The sequence below is a fragment of the Actinomadura sp. NEAU-AAG7 genome (assembly GCF_018603865.1).
Classification (GTDB): domain Bacteria; phylum Actinomycetota; class Actinomycetes; order Streptosporangiales; family Streptosporangiaceae; genus Spirillospora; species Spirillospora litoris.
The window spans coordinates 1,415,017-1,440,631 of the sequence record NZ_JAHFZY010000001.1 but is presented as its reverse complement, the minus strand read 5'-3'; the positions used below and the strand labels follow the sequence as shown (position 1 = coordinate 1,440,631).

The following is a 25,615-nucleotide window of genomic DNA, read 5'->3' as shown; positions in this document are numbered from 1 at the left end:
GTGGGCGCAGAACCGGACGGAGTGATCCTGCGGGAGGATCGCACCTGCGGGGAGTTCCGTCCCTTCTTACATGATCACCCTAACCTTGATCGCACCGATTTTGTCCCGCGCCAATCGCGATAGTGATCATCGAGGTTCAGGAGTCCCCGGTTGCGGATGTGGCGAAAGGGTCGAGAGAGGCGCGAAGGATCGCCGGGAAGCGGAGGTCGAGGTAAGGGTTGATCCGGCGGGCGACAGCACGATCACGTGCGGACCCGGCGTGGTCGCCCAAGGCCGCGCGGATATCGGCGCGGTGCCGGTAGAACAGCGCGTTGCGCCAGCCGAGGCGCATCGCCCGCCGCTCGTGGCGGAGCGCTTGGCGGTCGCGGCCGTTGAGGTGCAGGGCCCAGGCGAGCGCGTCCGCGACGGTCACGGCGTGGCGGCGCGACCATTCGGCCCGTGCGTGCCGGAGCGCGCCCGCCGCGTCGCCGGAGTCGGCGGCGTACTCGGCGGCCTCCAGGTCGCCGACGACGCCGTTGGCGGCGAGCGACCGCCATTCCGCGCGCAGCAGTCCGTCCTGGCGGGCTGCCTCGCTCCGGTGCCCGGCGGCTCTCAGGACCTCGATGTACTCGATGAGATTTTGTGGACGCGGAACGCGGGCGACGAGGTCGCGGTAGCCCTCGGCCGCCGATTCCAGATCGCCGCGCAACGCGTGCACCCTGGCCCTTCCGCGCCGGGCGGGAACGAACGCCGGATCGGTGGCGAGCACGGCCCGGTAATGCCGGTCGGCCGCGTCCAGGTCGCCGGATCGGAAGGCGATGTCACCGAGGCGGGAACGGGCGCACACGACGTCCGACGAGGTGGCGGCCGTTTCGAGGACGCGTTCCGCGATCGCCCGCGCCCCGGCGTCGTCGCCCCTCATCTCCCGTTCGCGGGAGGCGCGGGCGGCGAACGCGGTACCGGAGCCGTCCATTCGGCCGATCGCCGCGCCGGCGGCCCGGTGGGCGCCGAGTTGGGTGTAGGCGTCGGCGAGCACGCCCTGGACATCGGCGCCGATCGCGGCGCCCCGCTGACCCCAGCCGACGGCGTCGGCGTATTCGTGCCGGGCATCGGCCAGTGACGCCATCGCGGCCGTCGCCGGACGGTTGCCGCCGCCGTTGATGCTCAGCGACCGGCGAAGGGCCTCCTCCGCCTTCGGGTAGAAGGCGGGATCGACGGTGACCTCGGCCCGTTCGATGTAGGCGGCTCCGAGGGCCGCCCACGTCCGGTAGTCGCCCGGCGTGCGGCGCAGGCTGTTCTGGTACCGGACGATGGCGCCGGACGAAACCGCGACATGGCGCCTTTCGGGCGCGGTGCGATAGTGCGCCACATCGGCGCCGACCACCACGGTGACGGCCAATGCCGTGGCCGCCGCCAGGCGCAGCGCGTCGCGATGGGTCGGCACGGCCGCTTCTCCGTCTCCCAGGGCACGGAGCGAGGCGCGGGGAAACCGCGGGGCAACCGCGGGGTGAAAGCTCCCTTATGCTCGTCCGCTAACGAATACTTCCGCTATCGGCGCAAAGTAGACGTCGAACGCCGTCGCACGGAAACCGTCACCCATTATTCGGCGCGGCCGTCCGAGGCCGGGAACGAACACGGTCTTTTGGCGAACAAGTTACCGCCGGATGGTATTGGCGGCGACCCGGGGCGCTATTTCGCGTCCGACGGGATAGACGGCGCGAGAGGCGGGGCATGATTGGGCCCATGGGCGCCTGGTTCACGCGGGAGATCGTCGACAGCGGCCGGCTGCGGCTGTTCGTCTTCCTGGTGGCCTTCATCGCGGCGTTCCTTTTCATCCGGTTCAGCGTGCGGATGATCCGGCGCGGGGCCCGGTGGTGGCCGGGCAATGTCACGCCGGGCGGCCACCACGTCCACCATGTGGTCTTCGGGCTGGTGTTCATGTGCGTGGGCGGCATCAGCGGGCTGCTGGTCGCCGACGAGACCTCCGCCCTGGCCGGGGTGCTGGCGGGCGTCTTCGGCGTCGGGACGGCCCTGGTCCTGGACGAGTTCGCGCTCGTCCTCCACCTCGACGACGTCTACTGGAGCGAGCAGGGGCGCCTTTCGGTGCAGGTCGTCTTCATCGCCATCGCGCTGTGCGGCCTGGCGCTGCTCGGGCTGCGCCCGCTCGGCATCGGGGACGAGCAGGGCACCGCGGTGGCGATCGCCCTGACCCTGCTGTTCAACCTCCTGGTGACGCTGGTCGCGCTCGTCAAGGGCAAGGTGTGGACGGGCCTGATCGGACTGTTCATCGGCATCGTGGCCATTGTCGGCGCGATACGGCTGGCCCGTCCGGGCTCGCCTTGGGCGCGGCGCCGCTACGGCGAGCGGAAACTCGCCCGCGCCACCGCGCGCGACAAACGGCTGCGCGGCCCGTTCCAGCGCCTCGGCACCCGCCTGGCCGATCTGATCGCCGGTCGCCCCAGTTCCTGAAAGCCCGGAGGCGGCTACTCGGCCACCCGCGCGTGCAGGTGCATGTCGTGCCAGCCGTCCTCGTGGAGTACCGAGCTGCGCGCGGTTCCCTCCAGGGCATAGCCGCCTTTCACCGCGACGCTGCATGAGGGCATGTTCTCCACGGAGTGATAAAGCTCGACGCGGTGAAGCCCCGCGACGCCGAGGGCCCATTCGGACAGCGCGCGCAGCGCCTTGGGCGCTATGCCCTGCCCACGCGCCAGCGGCCGCACCCAGTAGGCGCATTCGGCGACGCCCTCCTTGAGGTCCATCGTCCGCAGCCCGGCATGCCCGAGGATCTCCTCGCCTCTCGCGACCGCCCACCCGGCGGTCGTCTCGGTCTTCCAGCCGTCCGCCCAGGCGGTGATCATCTCCTCCGCCTCCTCGACCGACTCGACGCTGCGCACGCCCCACCGGCGGATCGACGGGTCCTGCCTGGCCGCGAGGAGGACGGGCGCGTCCCGGTGCGTCCACGGCCGCAGCACCAGGCCGTCGCCCGCGTCGATGACGGGCTGGGCGGACGCGGCGAGAGAGCCGGGTGGGACGACCGGGGGGACGAGGTTCGGCATGCCGCCATTCAACCCCACGGGCACCCGCCGCAGACGTCCCTCCCCCGCCGCGAACGGCCCTTCTGAGGGGCCGGACGCCGCCGTCCGCACGGGAGTTAAGCGAGAGCGAAAGGTGCGGTGAAGCAGCCCTCACGCCAGCGTACCGTCCCGCTTGAGAGAATGGGATGACCCGTTAAAGGAGACGTGATGCACGACCTGACCATCACCATCGGCGGAGACCTGCCCGTCCGCAGGCTCGGTTTCGGCGCCATGCAGCTCACCGGCCCCCAGATCTGGGCCCCTCCGGCCGACCGGCCCGGGGCCGTCGCCGTGGCGCGCCGCGCCGTGGAACTGGGCGTCACCTTCATCGACACCGCCGATTCCTACGCGCTCGGGGCGAACGAGGAACTGCTCGCCGAGGCCCTGCACCCCTATCCGGAGAACCTGCTCATCGCCACGAAGGCGGGGCAGAGCCGGCCCAGCGCGTCCGAATGGGTTCCGCTCGGACGCCCCGAGTACCTGCGCCAGCAGGCGGAGTTGAGCCTGCGGCGGCTGCGCGTCGAACGCATCGACCTGTACCAGTTGCACCGCATCGACCCGAAGGTCCCGGCCGCCGACCAGTTCGGCGCGCTCAAGGGCCTCCAGGACGAGGGCAAGGTGCGCCACATCGGCCTTTCCGAGGTCTCCGTGGCGGAGATCGAGGCGGCCCGGGAGGTCGTCGACGTCGTCAGCGTGCAGAACCTCTACAACCTGGAGAGCCGCCAGCACGAGGACGTCCTCGACTATTGCGAGCGCGAGGGCATCGCGTTCATCCCGTGGATTCCGATCGCGTCCGGGAAGCTGACCCGTCCCGGCGGACCCGTCGCCCGGGTCGCCGAGGAAGCGGGCGCCACGGCCGCGCAGGTCTCCATCGCGTGGCTGCTCCAGCGGTCCCCGGCGATGCTGCCGATCCCGGGGACCTCGTCGATCGCGCACCTGGAGGAGAACCTCGCCTCGGCCGACCTGGAACTGACCGACGACCAGTTTCAGTTCCTCTCCAAGATCGCCGCGCCGTAGCCCGCGGCGGCGGCCAACTCCTCGACCATCGCGCCGATGGCGGGCCGCCGCGCCGCCTCCCGCCGCCACACCGCGTAGACGTGCCGGCTGAGCACCGGCCGCACCTCGGCGACGGTGACGCCCGGCGGCACCTCGTCCCTGCCGAGCCGTGGGAGGACGCACACCCCGAGCCCCGCCGCGACCAGCGCCAGCTGCGTCGGGTGCTCGGCGGCCGTGTGGACCACCCGCGGCTCGGCGAACGTCCGCAGCAGCCACCCGTGGCAGACGGCGCCGACGGGCCAGGTGATCCATTCCTCGCCCGCCAACTCCTCCACCCCGACGACGGCGCATCCCGCGAGCCGGTGCGAGTCCGGCAGGGCGATGTCGACGACGTCGTCCAGAAGGGGCGCCTTCAGCAGTCCGTCGGGCAGTTCGAGCGGCGCGTTGAACCAGTCCTGGACGATCGCGACGTCCAGTTCCCCGCGTGCCACGCGCGTGCTCGCCGCGCCCGGTTCCAGTTCCGAGACCTCCACCGCGAGATCCGGATACCGCATCCGCATGGCCCCGAGGGCGGTCGGCAGCAATCCGCGCACCGCGGTGGAGAAACCGGCGACGGAAAGGCGCCCGGCGACCGTGCCGCGATGCCCCTCCAGGATGGCCTCGGCCTCGTCGACCAGCGACAGAATGCGCTCGCCGTATCCGACGAGGACCATGGCCGCGCCGGTCAGCGCGACGCCGCGTCCGGCCCGCTCGACCATCGGCTGACCGGTCTCCCGCTCCAACTTCGCGATCCGCTGGGAAACCGCGGACGGCGTTATGTACAGCGCCTCCGCCGCACCGGTCAGCGATCCATGATCACGCACCGCGCACAACGCCTGAAGCAACAAGAAATCGAACACCGAACCCCCTCACCCGAACCTTAGCGACAATGCGGGCTGATAATGTGACCGGTGGTGGTCGAGCCCATGCGGACGGTCGCCTTCCGCCGGGCGCCGAGGCCGAACACCGCCGCACCCTTCGGGCCAATCCCCCTGACCAAAGGGACAGGTGTTGCACGTGTCAGAATCCGTGGAAAGCGTGATGCCGGAGACCGAGGCCTCCTGGCTCGGGCGCCTCGTCGCCCTGTTCACTCCGGTCTTCTCCGTGGCGGCCGGCTGGTTCGCCGGGCTGATCGCCGAGATCGTCCCCGGCGCCGAGCTGGACCAGACGCAGCTCACGACCTTCATGGTCGCGGCCATGACGGCGGCCCTCGCCACCGCCTGGAAATGGCTCCAGGGCTGGCAGCAGCACGAACGCCTCGTGGCCGAGGGGAAGGCCGTCCCGGTGAAAAGCGCACGTTCCAAAAAGCGCGCCTGAACCCGCGCCGCCTCGGCCAGGAAGGGCGCTTGATCTGCGACTTTATCCCGTGCGCTTCCTGGCGTTCACCCGGCGGCGTAGATCGTCATCACGGAAAGCACGGCCGGGCGACCCCGAGTTCGGTCGCGATCGGTGAATTCCGACGTTTCCTGGCGTTCACCTCAGGGACGCTTTGGGTTGGTAGCCATGGCGCGTGAACAGTGGATTGGTTTGGGCGGTCGCACTGTCGTGCCTGGGCCTCACCGGATGCGCCGCGGCAACCGCGTCGGTGTCCAGCAAGGACACGATCGTCGTCGGCGTCAAGGACGACCAGCCGGGGCTCGGGCTCATGGAACGCGGTTCCCACCGCGGGTTCGAGGTCGACGTCGGAACCTACATCGCCGAGCACATGGGCGCGAAGCACATCACCTTTCGGACCGTCCGCTCGGACAACCGGGAACGGCTCCTGAACGCGCACACGGTCGACCTTGTGCTGGCCTCGTACTCGATTACTCCCGACCGTGCGAAACTCGTCACTTTCGGTGGCCCGTACTATGTCGCCCACCAGGACATCATGGTCCGGCGGCCCGAGAACAGGATCCGGGGGGTGCGCGACCTCACCGGACGGCGGATGTGCCAGGCGAGCGGCTCGGTCTCCACTGAGCGGGTGGTGATCGGGCTGGGGATCCGCCCGACGCTCGTGCCCGCGTCGTCCTACAGCGAGTGCGTCGGAAGGCTGCTCGCCGGCAAGGTGGACGTGGTGTCGACCGGTGACCTCGTCCTGGCCGGATTCGCGGCCCGCTACCGGGACCGTGTGAAGATCATCAACGCGCCCTTCACCGACGAGCGGTACGGCGTCGGGCTGCGCAGGGGCGACATCGACGGGTGCGAGGGCGTCAACCGGGCCCTCACCACCATGTACCAGGACGGAACCGCCGCGCGGCTCCTGAGCAAGTGGTTCGGTGCCTCCGAGCTGAAGATGACGACGTCCGTCCCCGAGTTCGAGGGCTGCGCGTAGCCGTCGCGCCGGGAAATGTCGGTGGCGGCCGTTAGCGTGGGGTGATGCACGAGGAACGGGATGTCTGGGAGGAGCTGCGGGGCGCCGGGTTCCTGCACGCGGTGCGGGAGGCGCACCGCGAGGCCACGCTGGCGGTCTTCGGGGGGCTGAGCCGCGCCGCGGGGTTCAAGGAGCGCTCGTTCGGGGTCGGGGCGTTCGACGTGCTGGAATCGCAGATCGACCGCGTCTTCGAGGGCGACGGGCGGGTCGTCCGGGACGATCTGAACGGGTCGCCCGGCTGGCGCTACGGCCCGTACCGGGTGCTGACGAAGCGGCACGAGTTCGGCGCCGTGCGGGCGGTCCGGTGGGACCGCGACAGCCCGACCAAGCAGGCCGTGGCGCGGCAGGGCTACGCGGAGGATCCGCAGCTCGCGCTGGATCTCGGGATCGCCCGCGACACGCCCGGGGTCCTGACGTTGGTGCTGGCCCACAGCGCCAGCGAGGAGCCGCTGGAGATGGAGCTCTACCTGGGGCGGCCCAGGTGGAACGCGGACGGGGGGACGGCCTGGCACTGGGTCCGGGAGCTGAGTGACGAGGCGCTGGGGCGTGATCCACGTCGTAAGCTCGTCGAGCGGACGTTGCCGCTGTGGAGCGATGCGGCCGATGTGCCCATGCGGCTCCGGGAAGAGACGAGCACTGAAACGGCCTAGTGGACGATGAACGGATGGCCCGGCGGGCCGCCGGGCCGCCGTTCGACTGCGAGCGGCTGACGCTGGCCCGGCGGCTCAGGGGGCTGCGCAAGAACCAGCTCGCGCAGCGCGTCGGGACCACGCCGAAGGCGATCGGGCAGTACGAGGCGGGCGTCCACCGCCCGCCGGACGCGACGCTCGCGCGGCTGGCGATCGCGCTCGGCGTCCCGGTCGAGTTCTTCCGGCCGGGCCGGAGCCCGGTCTCGATGGACGGCGCGCACTTCCGGTCGCTGCGGTCGACGTCGCAGATCGAGCGCGACCAGGCGCTCGCCTACGGCCGCATCGCGACCGACGTCGTCGCCGCGCTGGAGCATGCCGTCGACTTCCCGGCCGTCGACCTGCCCGAGTACTCCGTCCCGCCCGACGAGATCGCCGGGAGCGGCCCGGTGGAGGCGGCGAAGGTCACCAGGAAGGCGCTGCTCGGCGAACCGGGCCCGGTCGCGCACGTGGTGCGGCTGCTGGAGGCGCACGGCGTGATCGTCCTCGTCCTGCCGGACGCGGCGGAGCGGGTGGACGCCTTCAGCGTCGGGATCCACCCCCGCCCGATGGTGTTCTTCAACCCGGCGAAAGGCGACTACTGGCGCAACCGCTTCGACGGCGCGCACGAGCTGGGCCACCTGGTGATGCACGCCGACGCCGAACCCGGTGAACGGATCGTCGAAGATCAGGCGAACCGTTTCGCGGCGGAATTCCTGATGCCCGAAGAGGGAATCTCCGAGCAATTGCCGGGAACCGCCGACTGGGACCGGCTCGCCGAGTTGAAGCGGGTATGGGGCGTCAGCATGGCCGCGCTCCTTTACCGCTCCCGCACGCTCGGGATCATGAAGGAGAACGCGTACCGGAACGCGATGAGCACGATGAGCGCACGCGGCTGGCGGCGCCAGGAACCGGGCGGCGTCAGAGCGCTCGAACGGCCCACGATGCTGACCAGGGCGGTCGAACTGGTCGGCGCGGCGGGCACCGACCGTGACCGGCTCGCCGAAAGCGCGCGCGTCACCCGCGCCGATCTGGACCTTCTCGTTCCGCCCCGTTAGAACGCCATTTTGGAGCGGTCCTGAAGGGCGAAATGAGTTACATATCTCTGTCCGGCGGTTCCCTGCGCGCCCGCCATTGACTGTGAGAAGCTCCCAGGGTTGTCAGAAACGAGACCTGGAGATCTTGTGCTGGACAATCGGCAGGCCGCGCCGACCGCGATGCGCATGCAGATCGGCGCCCGGCTGCGGCGCCTGCGGGAGGAGAAGGGCATCGGGCGCGCCCAGGCGGGCGCGGCGATCCGCGGCTCGGCGTCCAAGATGAGCAGGCTGGAACTCGGCCGGCACGCCTTCAAGCCCCGGGACGTCCACGACCTCCTCGACCTCTACGGCGTACACGACGCGGGCGAGCGCGAGGGGCTGCTCGACCTCGTCCGGCAGGCGCGGCGGCCCGGCTGGTGGCAGTCCTTCGGCGACGTCGTGCCGAACTGGTTCGAGCAGTACCTCGGGCTGGAGCAGTCGGCGTCCTCGATCCACTGCTACGAGGTCCAGTACATCCCCGGCCTGCTCCAGACCCGCGAGTACGCACAGGCGGTCATCGGCCTGGAGCACCAGGAGGGCGTCGACCGGCGCCTCTCCGTCCGGATGGCCCGGCAGGAGATCCTGCGCCGCCCCGACCGTCCCGCGCAACTGTGGGCGGTGATCGACGAGGCGGCCCTGCGCCGCCCGATCGGCGGGCCCGCCACGATGCGCGGCCAGATCGAACACCTCATCGCGGTCTCGGAGGGCATGGACAACGTGAACGTGCGCATCCTGCCGTTCGCGGCGGGCGGCCACGTCGCGCTCGGCGGCCCGATCACGGTCGTCCGCTTCGCCCACCACGACCTGCACGACGTCGTCTACCTCGAACAACTCACCGGAGCGCGCTACCCCGAGGGCCATGAGGCCGCCCGCTACCAGGAGATCATGGACCTGGTCACCGGCCGCGCCTGCCACCCGGCCCGCACCGCCGCCTTCCTCAAGGACCTCCTCTCCGACCTCTGACCCGCCGAGGATCACGGGCGAGGCGGTGGCGGTGCTGATGAGGCCGATGAGATGGCCCTCTGGGTCGCTGAACTTGCCCATGGTCAGGCCGCCCCTCACCACGTCCGGGCCTGGCGCTCGGCCTACGCCGACGTGGTCTCGACGTCGTCGACCTCCACGAAGATCGTGACGTGGCCCCGGCAGCCCTCGGCGCGGTCGGTCCGCGCCAGGAGGACGACGGGGTCTCCGGGACCTCGAACACGGCGCCGCCGATTCCCACGCTCGGCGCTGACGTCCTCCTCACCTGACACCAGCCCGTAGCGCGCTGGATTGTCCGCGTTGATCAGCCAGACGAACATGTCGGAGTAGAACTCCTGGACGCCTCGCCGTCCCTGCCCTCGATCTCGAAGTGGACAACAGCGTTTCCCACCGAGACCTCCCGTGACCACCAGCGCGCCGCTCCCTGAGCGGACCACGCGGCCCACCGGAATTCATCGCGAGATCACCATCGGCACCCCGCACACCGCGACCAACAACACGGCGATCTCGCTTGACCCCCCTGGAGCCGGCCAACCGCGCCGACCACGCCCAGCACGACCAAGGCGCCCACGGCCGCATCGACATCGGCACCCGCGCCCGCATCGGCACCGGCATCCGCATCGGCACCGGCATCCGCGTCGGCACCCGCATCGGCACCCGCACCCGCACCCGCACCCGCACCCGCAGCGGCAGCGGTACCCGCGTCCGCATCGGCACCCGCAGCGGCAGCGGCACCCGCGTCGGCGTCGGTGTCCGCGTCGGCGTCGGTGTCCGCGTCGGCATCGGCGGCGCAGCGGCATCGGCGGCGCAGCGGCATCGGCGGCGCAGCGGCATCGGCGGCGGTGGCGGCAGCGGCGGCGGTGGGGGCGGTGGGGGCGGTGGGGGCATGCCGTGGCCGTCGGGCCGGTCGGAGGGTCGGCTCGTTCTGGTGGGGGACGTTGTCCCTCGGATGGGGGAGTTCGTGGCGCGCGGACGTTCCTAGGCTCGCCGCGTGACTTCATCGACCTGGGGTTTCTCGGCCGCGATCGCCTTCGCCGGGGGCCTGCTGCTCAACACACTGATCATGGCCTACGGCGCGCGGCGGTTGCTGGACGCGCGTTTCTCGCTGTTCCGGACGGTCGTCGCCGGGGTCATGGGGCAGGCCGCGGCGAGCCCGATCATCGGTGCGCTCGTCGGCGGGCTGGACGCGCGCCGGGAGCTGACCGCGATCGCGTGGTTCGTCATGCTGGGGCTCGCGTGCGCGCTGCTCGTGTCGATGACCGTCCTGGTGCTGTGGGAGGCGTTCGTCCCGACCGGGTCCGTCCCGTCGCCGCTGCTGTGGACCCGGGGCGTGCGGTCGCGGATCGCGCGGGCGCGGCGGTACCGGCAGATCACGTTCGTGCTGCTGCGTCGCGGGCTCGGCCCCTACCTGCGGGGACGGGCGCGGCGCGGGCCGAGCACGCGGGCGGGGCGGGAGCGGCTCGCGCGGTCGCTGACCTCGGCGCTGGAGGAGGGCGGCGTGGTGTTCGTCAAGCTCGGCCAGGTGCTGTCGACGCGGCGGGACGTCCTGCCGCCGGAGTTCGTCGCGGAACTCGGGCGGCTCCAGGACCGTGCCGCGCCCGTCCCGTGGCCGGAGATCGAGCGGGTGGTCCGGGAGGAGCTGGGCGCGCCGCCCGAGGACGTCTTCGCCGCTTTCGACCGGGTTCCGCTGGCCGCCGCGTCGGTCGCGCAGGTGCACACGGCGAGGCTGCGGTCCGGGGAGGAGGTCGTCGTGAAGATCCAGCGGCCGGACGTCCGCGCGGTCGTGGAACGGGACCTCGACATCGTCGGACGGCTGGCCCGCACGTTGCGGGCCCGCGCCGGGTGGGCGCGCTCGATGGGCGTGGTGGACCTCGCCGAGGGGTTCGCGGCCGCGTTGCGCGAGGAACTGGACTTCCGGGTCGAGGCGGGCAACATGGCCTCGGTGGCGGCGGCCGCGACGGCACGCGGGTCGGACGTCCTCCTCCCGCACCCGCACGCGGACCTGTGCACCGGGCGCGTGCTGGTGATGCAGCGGCTGCCCGGGGTCGCGCTGAGCAAGGCGGGCCCGTCGATCGACGCGCGCGGGCTCGACCGGAAGGCGCTGGCGCGCGTGCTGCTCGACACGCTGCTGCGCCAGATCGTCCTGGACGGGATCTTCCACGCCGATCCGCATCCGGGCAATGTCCTGCTGCTGGACGACGGGCGCCTCGGCCTGATCGACTTCGGCTCCGTCGGACGCCTGGACTCCGAGCTGCGCGCCGCGCTGCGGCGGATGCTGCTCGCGATGAACCGCGCCGACCCGGTCGCGGTGGCCGACGCGTTCCTGGAGGTCGTCGCCCGCCCGGACGAGCTGGACGAGCAGGGCCTCGTCCGCGCGCTCGGCGCGTTCATGACCCGCCACCTCGGCGCCGGCACGACCCCGGGCATGGCGATGTTCACCGAGCTGTTCCGCCTGGTCGCGCGGTACGACCTGGCGGTCCCGGCGGAGATCGCGGCGGTGTTCCGGGCGCTCGCGACGCTGGAGGGCGGCCTCACCGAGCTGGCGCCGGGCCTGAGCATCGTCACCGAGGCACAAACGTTCGGCGAGATCTACCTGCGGGAGCAGATGCACCCCGAGTCGGTGCGGGACGCCGCCGCGGACGAGCTGACCGCGCTGCTGCCGATGCTGCGCCGCCTCCCCCGCCGTCTGGACCGTATCGCCGCGGCCGCCGAGGCCGGACGGCTGACCCTGAACATCCGCCTGTTCAGCGACGAACGGGACCGCCGGACGGTCACCGGCCTCCTCCAGCAGGTGCTCCTCACGTTCCTCGCCTCGACGGCGGGGATCATGGCGGTGATGCTGCTCGGCCTCGGCGACGGCCCGCCCATGACCGGCGAGGTGACCCTGTACGAGTTCTTCGGCTACTGCCTCCTCGTCGTCTGCTCGGTGCTCGCCCTCCGCGTGCTGGCGGTGATCTTCCGCCGCTGAGCCGGCCGGATCCGGGCCTTCGCCCGTGTCGCCGGGGCAGCGCCAGCAGGAGCGGGACCAGGAGGAACGCCGCGCCGGCCGTGACCATCGCTCCCCCGGTCAGCGCGACCAGCCCCGGGACGGCGGGCTGGGCGATCCCCCAGGAGGAGCCGTGGAAGGCGAACCATCGCGGCCGGTCGGCCTCCGGCGCCGTCTCGGCGATCAGGGCGGGCCAGCGCCCTTGCAGGACGCTGTCGACCGCCGCCCACGCGAGGTAGCCCGCCGCCATGAGCGGGACGGAGCGTCCGACGGCCATGGCGAGCGTGAGGACGCCCAAGGCGGCCATCCCGATGACCAGGACGCGCTCGTGCCCGAGGCCGCGTAGGGCGTGGCGGCCCAGACGTCCCGTCACCGGCGCCACCAGGGCGGCACCGGTCAGCGTCAGGCCGGGCAGCCACGCCGGAGCCCCGCGCTGGAGCAGGACGAACGGCACGAACATCAGCACCGCGAGATAGCCGCAGGCGAACGCCGTTCCCGCCGCCGTCAACCGCACCAGCGCACCGGGCGGCCGCCACCCCCTCACGCCACGTCGTCCGAAGAAGCGAACCCGGGTGGTCGTCGTTTCAGGATCAGCGTGTCCCCTGGCGGGCGCCTCCCTTCCGGATGCCGGGGAACCGGGGTGGGTAAACGGGGCCTTCGAGGCGTCGGAGGCCGCCAAGCCGGATGCTTTTGAACTGGGCGTCTCCACGGCAAGGGTCTCGGGACCGGGAATGCGCGAGGCGGAGGGAAGTGGGTTCGCGGTCGGCGGGCGTGGAGGGCTTCGGGTGGGCTGGTCGGGGGTGAGGAGCGCCAGGGCCACGCCTGCGGCCAGGAGGCAGGTCAGGCCGTCCGCAACGATGAGCCATCGGGCGCCGAGCGGCAGCAGGAGCGCGGCGAGCAGGCCGCCGACCGCGCCGGACGCGACCAGTGACGTCCCGAGGAATCCGTAGACGTCGGCCTGGGCGTGACGGTCGGTCAGCCGGGCCAGCGACTCCTGCGTGGCGGGTTCGTAGATCTCGAAGGCGAGCCCGACCAGTGCGACGGCGGCCAGCACCCACCCGGGGCCGCGGGCTCCGGCCAGCAGGAGCATGGTGGCGCCGGTCGCCGTCAGACCCAGGACGATCACCGAGCGGGGCGCCAGGTGATCGAGGAGCAGGCCGCCCAACCAGCGCGAGACGAGTGCCGCGGCACCGAACACGCCGAGCGACCAGGCCGCCAGGTCATGGCCCGCGAGGACGGCGAGGAACGGCAGGACGTACGCGCCCAGCTGGTTGAGCACGCGCACGCCCACCAGCGCCTTCACATCTCTCCGCAGTCTCTCGGTCACGCTGCGAGAGTACGGCTCGGCTCTGACATTTCAGTACGGTCGCCTCCATGCCTCCGACGAAGACGTCCCGCATCAAAGAGCCCGCGCGTCCCAAGCTTCCGGCCGCGCCCGCGCCCGCCGGGCCCGAGCACGATCTCGTGGACGACGAGGTCCTGCGCGAGCTGCGGTTCGGCGCGCGGGACCTCTCCGGACGGGACGCGCAGGACGTCGAGATCGAGCGCTGCGTGTTCGACGGGACGCGGCTCCCCGCGACCGTCCTGGAGCGGGCGACGGTCGCCGACTCCGCGTTCGACCGCTGCGACCTGGCGAACCTGAGGCTCACCAACGCGCGGATGTTCAACGCGACCGTCACCGGGTCGCGGATGACCGGCGCCGCGCTGACCGACTGCGCGTTCCAGGACGTGGTGTACGAGGCGTGCCGCGCCGACCTCGCCGGGTTCCGGTTCAGCACGTTCAAGCGGGTCGTGTTCCGCGACTGCAACCTGGAGGGCGCGACGTTCCAGAACGCCGACCTGCGCGGGGTCCGGTTCCAGGAATGCCGGCTCGACGGCGCGCAGTTCAGCGGCGCGACGATGACGGGCGCGCGGTTCTCCGGCTGCGATCTGCGCGGGGTGGCGGGGGTGCAGAGCATGCGCGGCGTGACCGTGTCGGCGATGGACGCGCCGGGGCTGCTCGCCAGTTTCGCGGCGGAGCTCGACATCACGATCGAGGACAGCTGATCGAACACGTGTTTGACTCGCCGGATACATTGGGGGCATGACAGGCGCTTTTCAAGGCTCGCTGCTGGACGACACGGACGAGACAGGCCCGCGGCCCCTCACCTCCGCCCGCCGGACGCGGCTGGCCCACGGCGCCTGGATCGACGTCCTGCCCGGCTGGGTCCCGGGGGCCGACGCGCTCTTCGAACGGCTCCTCACGGCCGTCCCGTGGCGGGCGGAGAGCCGCCGCATGTACGACCGGGTCGTGGACGTCCCCCGCATGCTGGCCTTCTACCGGGAGGGCGACACACTGCCCGATCCCGTCCTGGACGAGGCGAAGGCCGCCCTCGACGAGCACTACACCCCGGAACTGGGCGAGCCGTTCAGCACGGCCGGGCTCTGCCTGTACCGCGACGGCCGCGACAGCGTCGCCTGGCACGGCGACACGCTCGGACGCGGCGCGACGCAGGACACGATGATCGCGATCCTGTCCGTCGGGACGCCGCGTCCGCTGCTCCTGCGCCCGCGCGGCGGCGGCCCGACGATCCGCCGGGAACTCGGGCACGGCGACCTCATCGTGATGGGCGGGAGCTGCCAGCGGACCTGGGAGCACGCGATTCCGAAGTCGGCCCGCGCGCTCGGCCCGAGGATCAGCGTCCAGTACCGCCCGCACAACGTCCGCTGAGCCGTCCCTGGAGACGCGGGCGCTCCAGTCGTCCCCGGAGACGCGGGCGTCTCCAGCCGTCCCCGGGCACGCGGGCGTCTCCAGGCCGCGCCTACCGCCTGTGCCCGCCCTCGCCGTTGTGCTCCTTCGCCAGCTGCTGCGGGTCGTATCCGTGGAACGGGCGGTCGAAGACCCAGTTGCAGATCATCTCCCGGCAGATCTCGGGCTGGGACGCGGGCGCCTGGTGGCCGGAGTCCGGCAGGCTGACCTGCGTCAGGTGCCGGTACGCGCGGACGAACCCCTTCGGATCGCCTTGGGCCTGCGTCCAGGACGTCCTCGTAGTCCCGGTACAGGCTCTCCTTCTGGTCGATGCCGATGAACCCGGTCGTGTACACGTAGTCGACCAGGATCTTCAGCGACAGCTCGGGTTTGATCCAGCCGTTGCCGATGGCGATGCCCTGGAGGTCGATGTGCCGGCCCTCGTTCTGCCGGTTCTCCTCGTCGATCTTCGAGGCGATGTGCGGCACGTACTTCCGCCGTAGCTCTGGCCGGCGATGTAGAGCGGGCACCGCGCGTACGCCTCGTGTTCGGCGAAGGACCTCTGGAGGCCCTCCCAGAACATCTCGCTGAGCACGTCCTCGTCCTTGACGTACTCGGCGAGGTCGGAACAGCTGTAACCGGTGCCCACGGGCTGGTCCCAGAAGGCGACGTGCGCCTGCTGGTTGCCGCCGACGCGTGGACGCGCGGGGGCGACCGTCGCGTCGTCCTCCTCCCCTCACCATCCGGGGGCGGTAAAGCCTCGCCGACGACCGAGGGGCGGTGGCACGATTACGATGGTCCCCGCCCGTGGCCGAGGAGGTTCGTTTGCTGCGTCTGGTCGTCTCTCAGACCTCCCCCCGGGCGTACCGGACGGTCCTGGACGCGCTCCAGGCCCCGCTGCCGCCCTACGGCCCGCCGGGCCGGCACATCATGATCGAGCCGGGGCAGTACCCGGCGACGGGCTTCCGCAGCTCGGGCGACTTCGTGCTGACGGCCGCCGCGGGCCCCGGGTCGGTCACGCTCGACGGCGCGACGGACGCGACGATCGAGGTCACCGGGAACGTGACACTCCAGGGGCTGATCGTCCGGAACTGGAGCGATGAGGGCAACGCGCTGGACGTGGCGAAGGGCAGCGTCCTCGCCGAGCAGTGCCAGTTCGTGAGCCGCGCCGGGACGGTCGCGGTGAGCGTGTGGAACGGCGGGCGGCTGGCGCTCAAGGGCTGCCGGGTGCAGGACGGCGCGGTCGTGTACTCGGCCTCGTCCGGGCTCGTCGAGTCCACCGACCTCGCGGGGACGCAGAGCAACGCGCTGGCGATCCGCAAGGGCAGCGCGGTGACGGTGCGGGGCTGCCGCATCGAGGGCGCGACCGGCAGCGGGATCTGGGTGACCGAGGGGTCCAAGCCGCTGATCGAGCAGTGCACGATCTCGGCGCCGGGGTCGGCGGCGGTCCTGGTGGACGACCACGCGGACGCCGCGATCCGCAACTCGGCGTTCCACGGCAGCGGGACGTGCTCGCTGGTCGTCCGGGACAAGGGCAAGGCGCTCGCGGAGGACTGCCTGATCACCGACGCGGCGATGGAGGCGGTGTGGGTGACCGCCGCCGGATCGCTGACCGCGCGGCGGCTGCGGCTCCAGACGCCGCGCCGGACCGGCGTGGTCGTCGAGGAGGGCACCGGGTACTTCGAGGACTGCGAGATCCTCGGCGCGGGCAAGCACGGCGTGTTCGTCGGCGAGCGGGGGCGCGGCACGTTCGTCCGGGGGCGGGTGGCGGACGCGGCGGAGATCGGCGTCGCGGCGGTCGAGGGCGGCAGCGGGACGTTCACCGGCGTGACCGTGACCGGCAGCGGGGACATCGGCGCGAACGCCGACCCGGACTGCGAGATGACCCTGCGGGACTGCGCGATCGTCGACAACCCCGGCACGGGCCTCGTCATGGCGAAGACGGCGCGCGTCCACATGTCGGGGGTGACGAGCGAGCGGAACGGCGGGGAGGACATCCTCGACTTCGAGCCGGAGGTCGTCACCGCGAAGGTCGTGGAGACGGCGCTGGGCGCGGCCGCGGAGGCGGACGCGAAGGCGGGCGGCGCCAAGGCGGCGCCGGGCCCGAAACCCCCCGAGCGGGCGTCCGCCGACGAACTGCTCGCCGAGCTGGACGCGATGATCGGCCTCGCCGGGGTGAAGCGGGAGATCAGGAAGCTCACCAACCTCCAGAAGGTCGCCGAGCAGCGGCGGCTCGCGGGCCTGCCGCCGGGCCCGACGATCGGGCGGCACATGGTGTTCGCGGGCCCGCCCGGGACGGGCAAGACGACGGTCGCGCGCCTGTACGGCCGGATCCTCGCGGCGCTCGGCGTGGTCGAGAAGGGCCAGGTCGTCGAGGTCAGCCGCGGCGACCTCGTGTCGGAGAACGTCGGCGGGACGGCGCTGAAGACGGCCGACGCGTTCGAGCGCGCGAAGGGCGGCGTCCTGTTCGTGGACGAGGCGTACGCGCTGGCCCGCGAGACCACCGGCACCGACTTCGGGCAGGAGGCCATCGACACCCTCGTCAAGCTCATGGAGGACCACCGCGACGAGGTCGTGGTGATCGCGGCCGGGTACTCGGCGGAGATGCGCGAGTTCCTCAGCGCGAACCCGGGGCTGAAGTCGCGGATATCCCGGACGGTCGAATTCGAGAACTACGCCCCCGCCGAGCTGCTCCAGATCGTCGAGCTCCAGGCGGGCAAGGACGGCTACCGGCTCGCCGGCGACGCGCGGACCGCCGTCCTCGACCACTTCACCGCGGTGAAGCGGGACGCGAGCTTCGGCAACGGGCGCGCGGCGCGGCGGGTGTTCGAGGCGGCGGTCGAGCGGCAGGCGCAGCGGCTGGCCGAGCTGGTCGAGCTGCCGTCCGGCGAGGAGCTGAGCCTGCTGCTCGCCGAGGACCTCGACGTCGAGACGGGCCTGGCGGCGCGGTTCGGCGAGGCGCGGGACGCGGGGCAGGTCCGCGACGTCCTGGCGAAGCTGACCGGCATGACGGGCCTGGCGGGCGTCAAGCGGGAGATCGGCGACCTGCTCGACCTGCTCGCCTCGGCGCGGCGGCGCCGCGAGGCCGGGCTGGAGGCCGAGCCGTTCACCGGGCACCTGATCTTCGCGGGCCCGCCCGGGACGGGCAAGACGACCGTCGCGCGCCTGTACGGGGAGCTGCTCGCGGCGCTCGGCGTCCTCGCGCAGGGCCAGGTGGTCGAGACGGCGCGCGTCGACCTGGTCGGGCAGTACGTCGGGCACACCGCGAAGCGGACCGCGGACGTCTTCGAGCGGGCCCGCGGCGGGGTCCTGTTCATCGACGAGGCGTACACGCTGGCCCGGTCCACCGGCGGGACCGGGCACGACTTCGGCCAGGAGGCCATCGACACCCTCGTCAAGCTGATGGAGGACCACCGCGACGAGGTGATCGTCGTCGCGGCGGGCTACACGTCCGAGATGGAGGGGTTCCTGGCGGCGAACCCGGGCCTGGCTTCCCGGTTCGCGCGCACGCTCACGTTCGAGCCCTACGACGTGGACGGCCTCGTGTCGATCTTCGTGGGCAAGGCGGAGGGCGCCGACTACCTCGTCCCGGACGAGACGCGCGCGGCCCTCGCCGGCCACCTCGCGGCCGAGCGCGACCGGTTCCGGGAGGGCAACGGCCGCGAGGTGGACAAGCTGTTCCGGACGGCGGTCACCGCGCACGCCCGCCGCACCGAGCAGCTCGCGAACGGCGGCGAGGAACTGACCAAGGCGCAACTGGCGACCCTGCTCCCCGCCGACATCACGCCCGCCTAGTTCACCTTGCTCAGGTCGCCGGGCAGGTCGTGCCGGGCGCGGGGCGCTCTCCGGTGACGAGGTAGTGGTCGATCGTGTCCCGCATGCACGGGCCGCGGTTGTAGGAGCCGTGGCCGGAGCCCTCGTAGGTGAGGAGCGTGGCCGTCCTGCCGAGCTGCCGCGCGACGGTGCGCGCCCAGGAGTAGGGCGTGGCGGGGTCGTGCACCGCGTTCGCCAGCAGGATCGGCGCGCTTCCCTTCACACGCAGCTTGTGCTGCGGGTTCCTGACGGGGCCCGGCCAGCCGAGGCAGGCGGAGACGGCCATGACGGGACGCGCCTGGCTCATGTCCGGCGCGATCTTCTCGGCGCCTCGCATGATCTTCGCGTAGTCGGCGTACCCGCGCACCGGCAGGCTCCAGTCGGAGCAGAACTGCGCGGTGAACGGGTCCGTGCCGGTCGCCGTCCCGGTCGTGCGGGGCGAAGTCCGGGGCGACGTCTGAGGCGACGTCTGGGGCGACGCGCCTCGGGTCGCGACGGGCTTGGACGCGTCCAGCGCGGCGAGCCTCGTCGCGAGGTCCGCCCAGTCGGGGCCGTAGAACGCCTTGTAGGCGAGCACGACGAGGTCGAACTCCGGGAGCGCGGAGCCGGGGTTCCGCGGATCCGGCAGCGTGCCGCGCGCCGCCCGCGCGCGGAGGTCGCGCCAGAGGGCCCGGACGTCGCGGCCGTGCAGCGCGCACTCCTCCGTCCTGCCGCACCAGGCCGCGAACTGGTCGAAGGAGTCCTGGGCCGCCGCCACCTCGGAGTTCACGAACCGCCGGGTGTCGCGGAGGCTGTGGTCGTCGACGCTCTCCAGGACCATCGTCCGGAACCGCTTCGGGAACGTCTCGGCGTACATCTCCCCCAGCAGCGTCCCGTAGGAGCTGCCGTGGAAGTTCAGCCGGGTCTCGCCCAGCGCGGCGCGTATGGCGTCCACGTCCCGGACGGTGCTGAGCGTATCGGCGTGGTCGTAGAGGGGGCCCGTCCGCGTGCGGCAGTCGTCCCGCAGGCGCTTGTTGTAGGCGAGCGTCGCGTCGAACTCCTTCCGGCTCTTCATGACCGGGGACGGACGCTCCGCCAGGAGTTCCGCCGAGCACGTCACCGGGTTGCTGGCGCCGATGCCGCGCGGGTCGAAGCTGACGATGTCGAAGCGGTTCTGGAGCCGCTCGCTGAACCGGTCGATGCCGCCCTTGAGCCTCGTGACGCGCTGGACGCCCGAGTCGCCGGGCCCGCCGGGGCCGAACACGAGCGTGCCGACGCGCGCGTCCGGGTCCTTGGCCTTGCGGCGCGCGATGGCGAGGCCGAAGGACGGGCCGTCCGGCCGCGCCCAGTCGACCGGCAGCCGCAGCGTCGCGCACTCCGCCTTGCCGTCGTCGCCGCATTCCGTCCACGCGATGGACCGCGCCCGCGCCGGTTGCGACATCACCGGCACGGCCGCCGCGACGAGCGCCAGGCTCGCCGCCATCATCACCGCACGCTGCATATATGTGGTCCCCTCACTCTGGTCCGCCTTCCGGCGGGCGCCGCCCGAGAGATCAAGTTAGGGCGGTGCGAGGGGCCTCGTAAGGCCGGCCAGGGAAGGACCAGGGTCGGCTCAGGGTGACCTCAGGGTCGAGGTCCCACCGCGCCGGGGCCACAGTTTTGTGGCAGCGCCCGCCTCATGGGAGGGCGCGGCGGAGGAGCTGCGCCAGGTGCAGGGCTTCGCGTCCGGTGCCCTGGGCGACCTGCGTCCGGCAGGAGAAGCCGTCGGCGAGGATCAGCTCGCCGACGGCGGCGCGCACCTTCGGGTACAGCTCGCGTTCGGCGCAGCTCTGCGAGACCTCCCAGTGGCCGGGCTCGAACCCGAAGTTCCCGGCGAGACCGCAGCAGCCGGACCCGATGACGTCGGTGTCCACGCCGAGGCGCCGCAGGACGGCGAGGTCGGGCGCGTAGGAGCCCTTGGCGTCCTGGTGGCAGTGCACCTGCGCGATCGCGCGGGCGTCCAGCGTCCCGAACGGCCAGTCGCCCTCGTGTTCCGCGACCAGCTCGGCGAGCGTGACCGTGGCGTCCGCGAGGCGCCGCGCGCGCGGGTCGTCCGGGAACAGCTCGGGCGCCTCGTTCCGCAGCATCACCGTGCAGGACGGCTCCAGCCCGACGACCGGCAGCCCGGCGTCGAGCGCGGGCGCCAGCACGTCCAGCGAGTGCCGCAGGACGCGCTTGGCGACCCCGAGCTGCCCGGTCGAGTGCCAGGTCAGGCCGCAGCAGACGCGGCCCGGCGGGATCAGCACCCGGTACCCGAGCGCCTCCAGCACCTCGACGGCGTCCCGCCCGGCCTCGGGCGCGTGGTACTCGGTGAACGTGTCGGGCCACAGGACGACCGTCCGCCCGCGCCCGGCCGGCGGCCTCGCGCGGAACCAGTCGCGCAGCGTCCGCTCCGCGAACCGGATCATCTGGCGGCGCGGCTCGACGCCCGCCGCCCGCTTGACCACCCGGGCGACCCGTCCGCGCGACAGCGCGGCGTTGACCAGGCGGGCCGTGCCGGGGACGGCGGTGACGGCGCGCGACCACAGCGGCAGCCAGCCCATCGAGTAGTGCGCCATCGGACGCCGCCGCCGCGCGTGGTACCGATGCAGGAACTCGGCCTTGTACGTCGCCATGTCGACGTTCACCGGGCACTCGCTCGCGCACGCCTTGCACGACAGGCACAGGTCCAGCGCGTCGTGCGCCTCACGCGAGCGCCATCCGTCCGGCAGCGACTCGCCGCGCAGCATCTCCGCGAGGACGCGCGCCCGGCCCCGCGTGGAGTGCACCTCGTCCCGGGTCGCCTTGAAGGACGGGCACATCGCCCCCGTGTCGAGGTTGCGGCAGGCGCCGACGCCCACGCAGCGGTGGACGGCGGCGGCGAACGAGCCGTGGTCGCGGGTCAGCGCGTGCACGGGCGTGATCTTCAGGGCGTCGCGTCCGGGGCCGGGGCGCAGGTCGGCGTCCAGCGGGGCCGGATCGACGATCACACCGGGGTTGAGCCGGCGGCCCGGGTCGAACACGGCCTTGAACGCGGCGAACGCGTCCAGCAATCCGGGCGAGTACATCGCGGCGAGCAGCTCCGAGCGGGCGCGTCCGTCACCGTGCTCGCCCGACACCGTCCCGCCGTGGGAGACGACGAGGCGCGCCGCGTCCTCGGCGAACGCGCGGTAGCCCGCGACGCCGCGCGGCTCCTCCAGGTCGAAGTCGACGCGCAGGTGCAGGCAGCCCTCGCCGAAATGCCCGTACGGGACGCCGCGCAACCCGTGCCCGCGCATCAACCCGTAGAGTTCGCGCAGGTAACCGGCGAGCCGCTCGGGCGGGACGGCGGAGTCCTCCCAGCCGGGCCACGCCTCGCTGCCGTCCGGGAGCCGCGTCACGATCCCCGACCCGGCCTCGCGGATCCACCACAGCGCCCGCATCCGCGCCGGTTCGCCGACGACGACCGCCGTCGTCCCCGGAACCCGCTCCTGGACGGCCTCGGCGAGCGCCCGCGCCGCGTCCTGCGCCTCACCGATCGTGTCCCCGCCGACCTCGCAGTAGAGCCAGCCGCCGCCCGGCGGTAGGTCGGAGCCCGCGTCGGCGCGGCCGGGCTGGTCACGCAGCGCGACGAGCAGGTCGGCGGCCATCCCCTCGACGGTCAGCGCCCCCGACCGCGCGGCGAACGGCGCCACCTCGGCGGCCACGAAGACGTCAGGGAACCCCAGCACGGCCAGCGCGCGCGCCTTCGGAACCGGGACGAGCCGGACCGTCGCCTCCGTGACGATCCCGCACGTCCCCTCCGCGCCGACCAGAGCCTTCGCGACGTCGAACCCGTTCTCGGGCAGCAGATGATGCAGACCGTAACCGGAGACCTGGCGGCTGAACCTGCCGAGCTCGGTGCGGATCGCGCCGAGGTGCGCGTCGCGGAGCCGCCGCAGCTCGGCGTCGATCGCCGCGTCCCCGGACGTGCCGCGCTCGGCCCCGACCTCCCGTCCGCCGGGGAGCAGCACCCGCAGCGCCTCGACGTTCCCGGACGTGATCCCCCAGGCCACGCTGTGCGACCCGCACGCGTTGTTGCCGATCATCCCGCCGAGCGTGCAGCGCGAGTGGCTGGACGGGTCGGGCCCGAACGTGAGCCCGTACCGGGCGGCCTCGGCGCGCAGGTCGTCCAGCACCACGCCGGGCTCGACGACGGCCGTCCGCGCGTCCGGGTCGATCGACAGGACGCGCCGCAGGTGCCGCGAGGTGTCGACCACGATCCCGGCGCCGACGGAGTTCCCCGCGATCGACGTCCCGCCGCCGCGCATGGTCACGGGCAGGCCCTCGTCCCCGGCCAGCTCCAGCACCCGCCCCAGCTCCGCGGCGGTGCGCGGCTCGGCGACGGCGAGCGGGACGCACCGGTAGACCGACGCGTCCGACGAATAGGCGGTCCGGACGGTCAGTCCGGTACGGAAGACCCCGGGAAGCGCGGCCTCCAGCCGCCGAGCGAGTTCGGCCACACCCTCAAGGTTAGGACCGCCCGGCCAAGACGCCCCACACGACACCACCACCAACACCAACCCCGCACCACCCGCCGCGCCGCCCCGCCGCGGTGGGGCGCCGCGGCGCGGTTCCGCGTTGCGTCGTCGTCGCCTGAGAGGGCGGGGGGCGGCGGGTGCGGGGCACCGTACCGGGGTGGGCGATGCGCGCCTTCCGCGCGGGACGGTGCCTGGCAACAATCACCGGAAATGCTTCACTTCATTGTGGCGCCCGACAATTTCCGAGAAAAGTGGGGAGTTTGAGTCCCATGACTCAGCGGCCGTCCAACTCTCCGCTCCGGATGACGCGCACCAGCGCGCGCCACTGCGTGGAATTGAGCGAGAGCAGACCCGCCGCGTGGTCGTGGGAGTCGCGGACCAGCACCGAGGGCCCGGCCGCGGCGACTTCGACGCAATCTTGCCCCTCGCCGCTCGCACTGGCCTTGCGCCAGTTCAGCGTCCTCCCCTGATCCGGCCGATACACCATCCAGCAACCCTCCATCCATTGCCGGCGGGTGCCGTCTCGCCACCGATCGGGCAAGAACACCCGCCCGACGCGAGCCAAGCAGGGCACAACAAACCACGACCTTGTGGAAAATTTCCCGATCACGAGTGTAAACGGTTCCAGTTATTCCGCCTACACGGGAACACAAGATCACTCTGTGTGCTATGAAGGCCACTCGCCTTGGGGGTCGCCGGTGCGGCCGTCACCTCCGTTCTGCGCGGGAGCGGATAGGGAAGTCGGGCGTTCGGTCAGTCCATCAGCTCCTCGGCCGCCTGCCGGATCAGAGCGATCGACTTCTCCGGGGTGAGCGCCTCGTCCAGCAGGGTCTCGAAGTTGTCGCGGTACTCGGCGATCCGGGTGTCCTCGCCGGTGACCATCACGCTCGCGCTGGCCCGCCCCTCCAGGTAGAGGACGTCGCTGAGCCCGCCCTCGAACTCCAGCAGCGAGAACGGCCCGAAGATGCCGAGATGCGCGCCCGCGCTGAAGGGGATGACGCGGACGGTCAGCAGCTCGTCGGCCTCGGCGGACTCGGCGATGTGGCGGAGCTGGTTCGGCATGATCGCGGGATCGACCTTCACGCCGACATGGCGGCGGATCACGGCCTCGTCGATGATGTAGTTCTGGCGGGGCGGATCGTCGCGCTTGGCCAGCTCACGCTGCCGCTGCATGCGCAGCTTCACTCCGAACGCCTGCTGCTGCGGGGAGACGACGCCGGTGTACAGGACCTGGGCGTACTCCTCCGTCTGCAACATGCCGGGGACGAGCGTCCCGTGGAAGTGCCGGATGTAGGCCGCTCCGGCGGTGTACCCGACATAGGTGAGGAAGGTTTCGTCGAACTCGCCCCGGTAGGCGTTCCACCAGGCGGGCTCGCGCGCGCCGCGCGCCCACGACTGGAGCCGCTCCTGGCGGCTCTCCGACACGACGTCGTACACCGTGAGCAGCGCCTGAAGATCGGTGCGGGTGATCGTGTTCTTGCCGCCCTCGACCCTGATGAGCTTCGACGGGGACCATTCCAGGCGGTTCGCGACCTGCTCCTGTGTCATCCCCTTCTCTTTTCGGAGGCGCACGAGCTCGGTGCGCAGCAGCGCGCTCTGGACGATGGGCCCCTGGTCAGTGGTCATCTGTATCGCTCACCCTGTGTAGTCGGCGCCAGCAGCCCGTCTGCCAGGTGGCAGTCGGCGACCCGGCGGCGTACATGACGCCACTCCGTCATGTCCCTTCCCCCGAAGGTCGCGATCTGCCGACTCCTATCCCCACAACTGCGCTGAAATCTAGCATCTGGAGCTGGCGGCGTGCTGCATGTCGGCTGAGTATGTTGTAGCGTGCTTGGTAGCAGATTAGCAGGCTTCACGATGCGATAGGACGTCCCGCTAGCGAGAAGCCTAAGAATCTGGGAACGGAGGGTGAGGGGAAGGCGTCGACCCGGGTCGCCGCACGAACCTCGCCCGGACGGGAACCGCTCAGGAGGACAGCCTGATACGACACATTCGGCCGGTGCCGACGGACCGGCCAGATGCAGGAAACAAAACAGAGCCGCTCTCACTTCTCGCCGGTCACCGGTTGCGAGCCATGACGATCGACGAAAAGTGCGAGCGACTCCTGGAGACCGCGAGGGACGTCGCGCCGGGCCGTTCCGACATCCTGCAAAGACGCAGAGACACCGGCGTTGACCTGGCAAAACATTCCCTGCGGACTCACCCAGTCTAACCGCGATCACGCGGCATGGGCTATAGGTGACCGCGACTGTGTCGGCGAAGCGACCGCGTCCCCGGACCTCCCCGCGGCCGGCGTGCTGCGCCAGCAGACGCAAATCGAGACATGGGGTTCTCGAACATGATGTCAAGAAAGCAAGATCGTTCCCCGACCTCTGACGTCCGCCCCACACCCCGGACGAACCGTCCGCGCGCACCGAGAACGAACCGTC

Annotated in this window: 20 protein-coding genes and 3 pseudogenes; 12 read left to right on the top strand and 11 right to left on the bottom strand. The window is 71.9% G+C overall.

The features are described from left to right. Positions 1–136 precede the first annotated feature (136 nt). On the bottom strand, positions 137–1,423 hold the full coding sequence (locus tag KLI87_RS06580) for a lipopolysaccharide assembly protein LapB (RefSeq protein ID WP_214616199.1): 1,287 nt from the start codon (positions 1,421–1,423) through the stop codon (positions 137–139). Between the two features lie 299 nt (positions 1,424–1,722). Here KLI87_RS06580 and KLI87_RS06575 point away from each other — a divergent pair, with 299 nt between their 5' ends. After that, positions 1,723–2,448: a hypothetical protein gene (locus KLI87_RS06575; protein WP_156214389.1), complete on the top strand. Its 726-nt coding sequence runs from the start codon at positions 1,723–1,725 to the stop codon at positions 2,446–2,448. 14 nt (positions 2,449–2,462) lie between these two features. On the opposite strand, the gene KLI87_RS06570 is transcribed toward KLI87_RS06575, so the two are convergent. Then, complete coding sequence (locus KLI87_RS06570) at positions 2,463–3,035, bottom strand: GNAT family N-acetyltransferase (RefSeq protein ID WP_214616198.1); 573 nt, start codon at positions 3,033–3,035, stop codon at positions 2,463–2,465. A 186-nt stretch (positions 3,036–3,221) separates the two neighbouring features. On the opposite strand from KLI87_RS06570, the gene KLI87_RS06565 reads away from it, so the two are divergent. Next, positions 3,222–4,070, top strand: coding sequence for an aldo/keto reductase (locus KLI87_RS06565; protein WP_214616197.1), 849 nt, complete (start codon positions 3,222–3,224; stop codon positions 4,068–4,070). Here the strand turns inward: KLI87_RS06565 and KLI87_RS06560 are convergent. Beyond that, positions 4,040–4,948, bottom strand: a complete 909-nt coding sequence (locus tag KLI87_RS06560; RefSeq protein WP_214616196.1) for a LysR family transcriptional regulator — start codon at positions 4,946–4,948, stop codon at positions 4,040–4,042. The two genes, KLI87_RS06565 and KLI87_RS06560, sit on opposite strands and share 31 nt — an antisense overlap. 181 nt (positions 4,949–5,129) lie before the next feature. Here KLI87_RS06560 and KLI87_RS06555 point away from each other — a divergent pair, with 181 nt between their 5' ends. The 5 genes from KLI87_RS06555 to KLI87_RS06535 all read left to right on the top strand — a co-directional run bounded on the left by KLI87_RS06555 (position 5,130) and on the right by KLI87_RS06535 (position 9,145). After that, the gene (locus tag KLI87_RS06555; RefSeq protein WP_214616195.1) at positions 5,130–5,405 is read left to right on the top strand and encodes a hypothetical protein; all 276 of its coding nucleotides are present in this window, start codon (positions 5,130–5,132) and stop codon (positions 5,403–5,405) included. A gap of 268 nt (positions 5,406–5,673) precedes the next feature. Next, the gene (locus tag KLI87_RS06550; RefSeq protein ID WP_308165879.1) at positions 5,674–6,402 is read left to right on the top strand and encodes a glutamate ABC transporter substrate-binding protein; all 729 of its coding nucleotides are present in this window, start codon (positions 5,674–5,676) and stop codon (positions 6,400–6,402) included. Positions 6,403–6,446: 44 nt separating this feature from the next. Next, the gene (locus tag KLI87_RS06545) at positions 6,447–7,091 is read left to right on the top strand and encodes a hypothetical protein (protein ID WP_156214393.1); all 645 of its coding nucleotides are present in this window, start codon (positions 6,447–6,449) and stop codon (positions 7,089–7,091) included. A 14-nt stretch (positions 7,092–7,105) separates the two neighbouring features. Continuing rightward, a complete protein-coding gene (locus tag KLI87_RS06540) occupies positions 7,106–8,164 on the top strand; it encodes an ImmA/IrrE family metallo-endopeptidase (protein WP_156214394.1) in 1,059 nt (352 codons plus the stop codon). A 126-nt stretch (positions 8,165–8,290) separates the two neighbouring features. Next, positions 8,291–9,145, top strand: coding sequence for a helix-turn-helix transcriptional regulator (locus KLI87_RS06535; protein ID WP_308165878.1), 855 nt, complete (start codon positions 8,291–8,293; stop codon positions 9,143–9,145). A 122-nt stretch (positions 9,146–9,267) separates the two neighbouring features. On the opposite strand, the gene KLI87_RS06530 is transcribed toward KLI87_RS06535, so the two are convergent. Further along, positions 9,268–9,483 (bottom strand): hypothetical protein, encoded by a 216-nt coding sequence (locus KLI87_RS06530; RefSeq protein WP_214616193.1) that lies wholly within the window; start codon positions 9,481–9,483, stop codon positions 9,268–9,270. Positions 9,484–9,674: 191 nt separating this feature from the next. Between KLI87_RS06530 and KLI87_RS06525 the strand changes: the two genes are divergently transcribed. Beyond that, positions 9,675–10,145, top strand: coding sequence for a hypothetical protein (locus tag KLI87_RS06525; protein ID WP_214616192.1), 471 nt, complete (start codon positions 9,675–9,677; stop codon positions 10,143–10,145). Between the two features lie 9 nt (positions 10,146–10,154). After that, complete coding sequence (locus KLI87_RS06520; RefSeq protein WP_308165877.1) at positions 10,155–12,131, top strand: AarF/UbiB family protein; 1,977 nt, start codon at positions 10,155–10,157, stop codon at positions 12,129–12,131. Between the two features lie 382 nt (positions 12,132–12,513). Here KLI87_RS06520 and KLI87_RS39815 read toward each other — a convergent pair. After that, positions 12,514–13,428 (bottom strand): annotated as a pseudogene (locus tag KLI87_RS39815) (MFS transporter); the annotation flags it as partial. Positions 13,429–13,523: 95 nt separating this feature from the next. Here KLI87_RS39815 and KLI87_RS06515 point away from each other — a divergent pair. After that, positions 13,524–14,195 (top strand): pentapeptide repeat-containing protein, encoded by a 672-nt coding sequence (locus KLI87_RS06515; RefSeq protein WP_214616191.1) that lies wholly within the window; start codon positions 13,524–13,526, stop codon positions 14,193–14,195. Positions 14,196–14,232: 37 nt separating this feature from the next. Next, complete coding sequence (locus tag KLI87_RS06510) at positions 14,233–14,859, top strand: alpha-ketoglutarate-dependent dioxygenase AlkB (protein WP_156214399.1); 627 nt, start codon at positions 14,233–14,235, stop codon at positions 14,857–14,859. Between the two features lie 91 nt (positions 14,860–14,950). Here KLI87_RS06510 and KLI87_RS40900 read toward each other — a convergent pair. Next, a pseudogene (locus KLI87_RS40900) lies at positions 14,951–15,202 on the bottom strand (hypothetical protein); the annotation flags it as partial. A 24-nt stretch (positions 15,203–15,226) separates the two neighbouring features. Continuing rightward, positions 15,227–15,550 (bottom strand): annotated as a pseudogene (locus tag KLI87_RS41840) (hypothetical protein); the annotation flags it as partial. A gap of 152 nt (positions 15,551–15,702) precedes the next feature. On the opposite strand from KLI87_RS41840, the gene KLI87_RS06495 reads away from it, so the two are divergent. Beyond that, positions 15,703–18,672, top strand: a complete 2,970-nt coding sequence (locus tag KLI87_RS06495) for an AAA family ATPase (RefSeq protein ID WP_214616189.1) — start codon at positions 15,703–15,705, stop codon at positions 18,670–18,672. 10 nt (positions 18,673–18,682) lie between these two features. On the opposite strand, the gene KLI87_RS06490 is transcribed toward KLI87_RS06495, so the two are convergent. From KLI87_RS06490 to KLI87_RS06475, 4 genes are all read right to left on the bottom strand, one after another. After that, positions 18,683–20,170: an alpha/beta hydrolase gene (locus KLI87_RS06490; RefSeq protein ID WP_214616188.1), complete on the bottom strand. Its 1,488-nt coding sequence runs from the start codon at positions 20,168–20,170 to the stop codon at positions 18,683–18,685. Between the two features lie 175 nt (positions 20,171–20,345). Further along, positions 20,346–23,168: an FAD-binding and (Fe-S)-binding domain-containing protein gene (locus tag KLI87_RS06485; RefSeq protein WP_214616187.1), complete on the bottom strand. Its 2,823-nt coding sequence runs from the start codon at positions 23,166–23,168 to the stop codon at positions 20,346–20,348. A 292-nt stretch (positions 23,169–23,460) separates the two neighbouring features. Continuing rightward, positions 23,461–23,673 carry a DUF397 domain-containing protein gene (locus KLI87_RS06480; protein WP_156214403.1) on the bottom strand — a complete coding sequence of 71 codons (213 nt, stop codon included), beginning with the start codon at positions 23,671–23,673 and terminating at the stop codon, positions 23,461–23,463. Positions 23,674–23,939: 266 nt separating this feature from the next. Then, on the bottom strand, positions 23,940–24,812 hold the full coding sequence (locus KLI87_RS06475) for a helix-turn-helix transcriptional regulator (protein ID WP_156214404.1): 873 nt from the start codon (positions 24,810–24,812) through the stop codon (positions 23,940–23,942). Positions 24,813–25,615: the final 803 nt, after the last annotated feature.

Excerpts from the sequence above, each read along its gene's own strand:
- KLI87_RS06575 (WP_156214389.1), top strand. The coding sequence starts at position 1,723 with ATGGGCGCCTGGTTCACGCGGGAGATCGTCGACAGCGGCCGGCTGCGG.
- KLI87_RS06570 (WP_214616198.1), bottom strand. The coding sequence starts at position 3,035 with ATGCCGAACCTCGTCCCCCCGGTCGTCCCACCCGGCTCTCTCGCCGCG.
- KLI87_RS06565 (WP_214616197.1), top strand. The coding sequence starts at position 3,222 with ATGCACGACCTGACCATCACCATCGGCGGAGACCTGCCCGTCCGCAGG.
- KLI87_RS06555 (WP_214616195.1), top strand. The coding sequence starts at position 5,130 with ATGCCGGAGACCGAGGCCTCCTGGCTCGGGCGCCTCGTCGCCCTGTTC.
- KLI87_RS06545 (WP_156214393.1), top strand. The coding sequence starts at position 6,447 with ATGCACGAGGAACGGGATGTCTGGGAGGAGCTGCGGGGCGCCGGGTTC.
- KLI87_RS06540 (WP_156214394.1), top strand. The coding sequence starts at position 7,106 with ATGGCCCGGCGGGCCGCCGGGCCGCCGTTCGACTGCGAGCGGCTGACG.
- KLI87_RS06530 (WP_214616193.1), bottom strand. The coding sequence starts at position 9,483 with ATGTTCGTCTGGCTGATCAACGCGGACAATCCAGCGCGCTACGGGCTG.
- KLI87_RS06515 (WP_214616191.1), top strand. The coding sequence starts at position 13,524 with ATGCCTCCGACGAAGACGTCCCGCATCAAAGAGCCCGCGCGTCCCAAG.
- KLI87_RS06510 (WP_156214399.1), top strand. The coding sequence starts at position 14,233 with ATGACAGGCGCTTTTCAAGGCTCGCTGCTGGACGACACGGACGAGACA.
- KLI87_RS06490 (WP_214616188.1), bottom strand. The coding sequence starts at position 20,170 with ATGCAGCGTGCGGTGATGATGGCGGCGAGCCTGGCGCTCGTCGCGGCG.
- KLI87_RS06480 (WP_156214403.1), bottom strand. The coding sequence starts at position 23,673 with ATGGTGTATCGGCCGGATCAGGGGAGGACGCTGAACTGGCGCAAGGCC.
- KLI87_RS06475 (WP_156214404.1), bottom strand. The coding sequence starts at position 24,812 with ATGACCACTGACCAGGGGCCCATCGTCCAGAGCGCGCTGCTGCGCACC.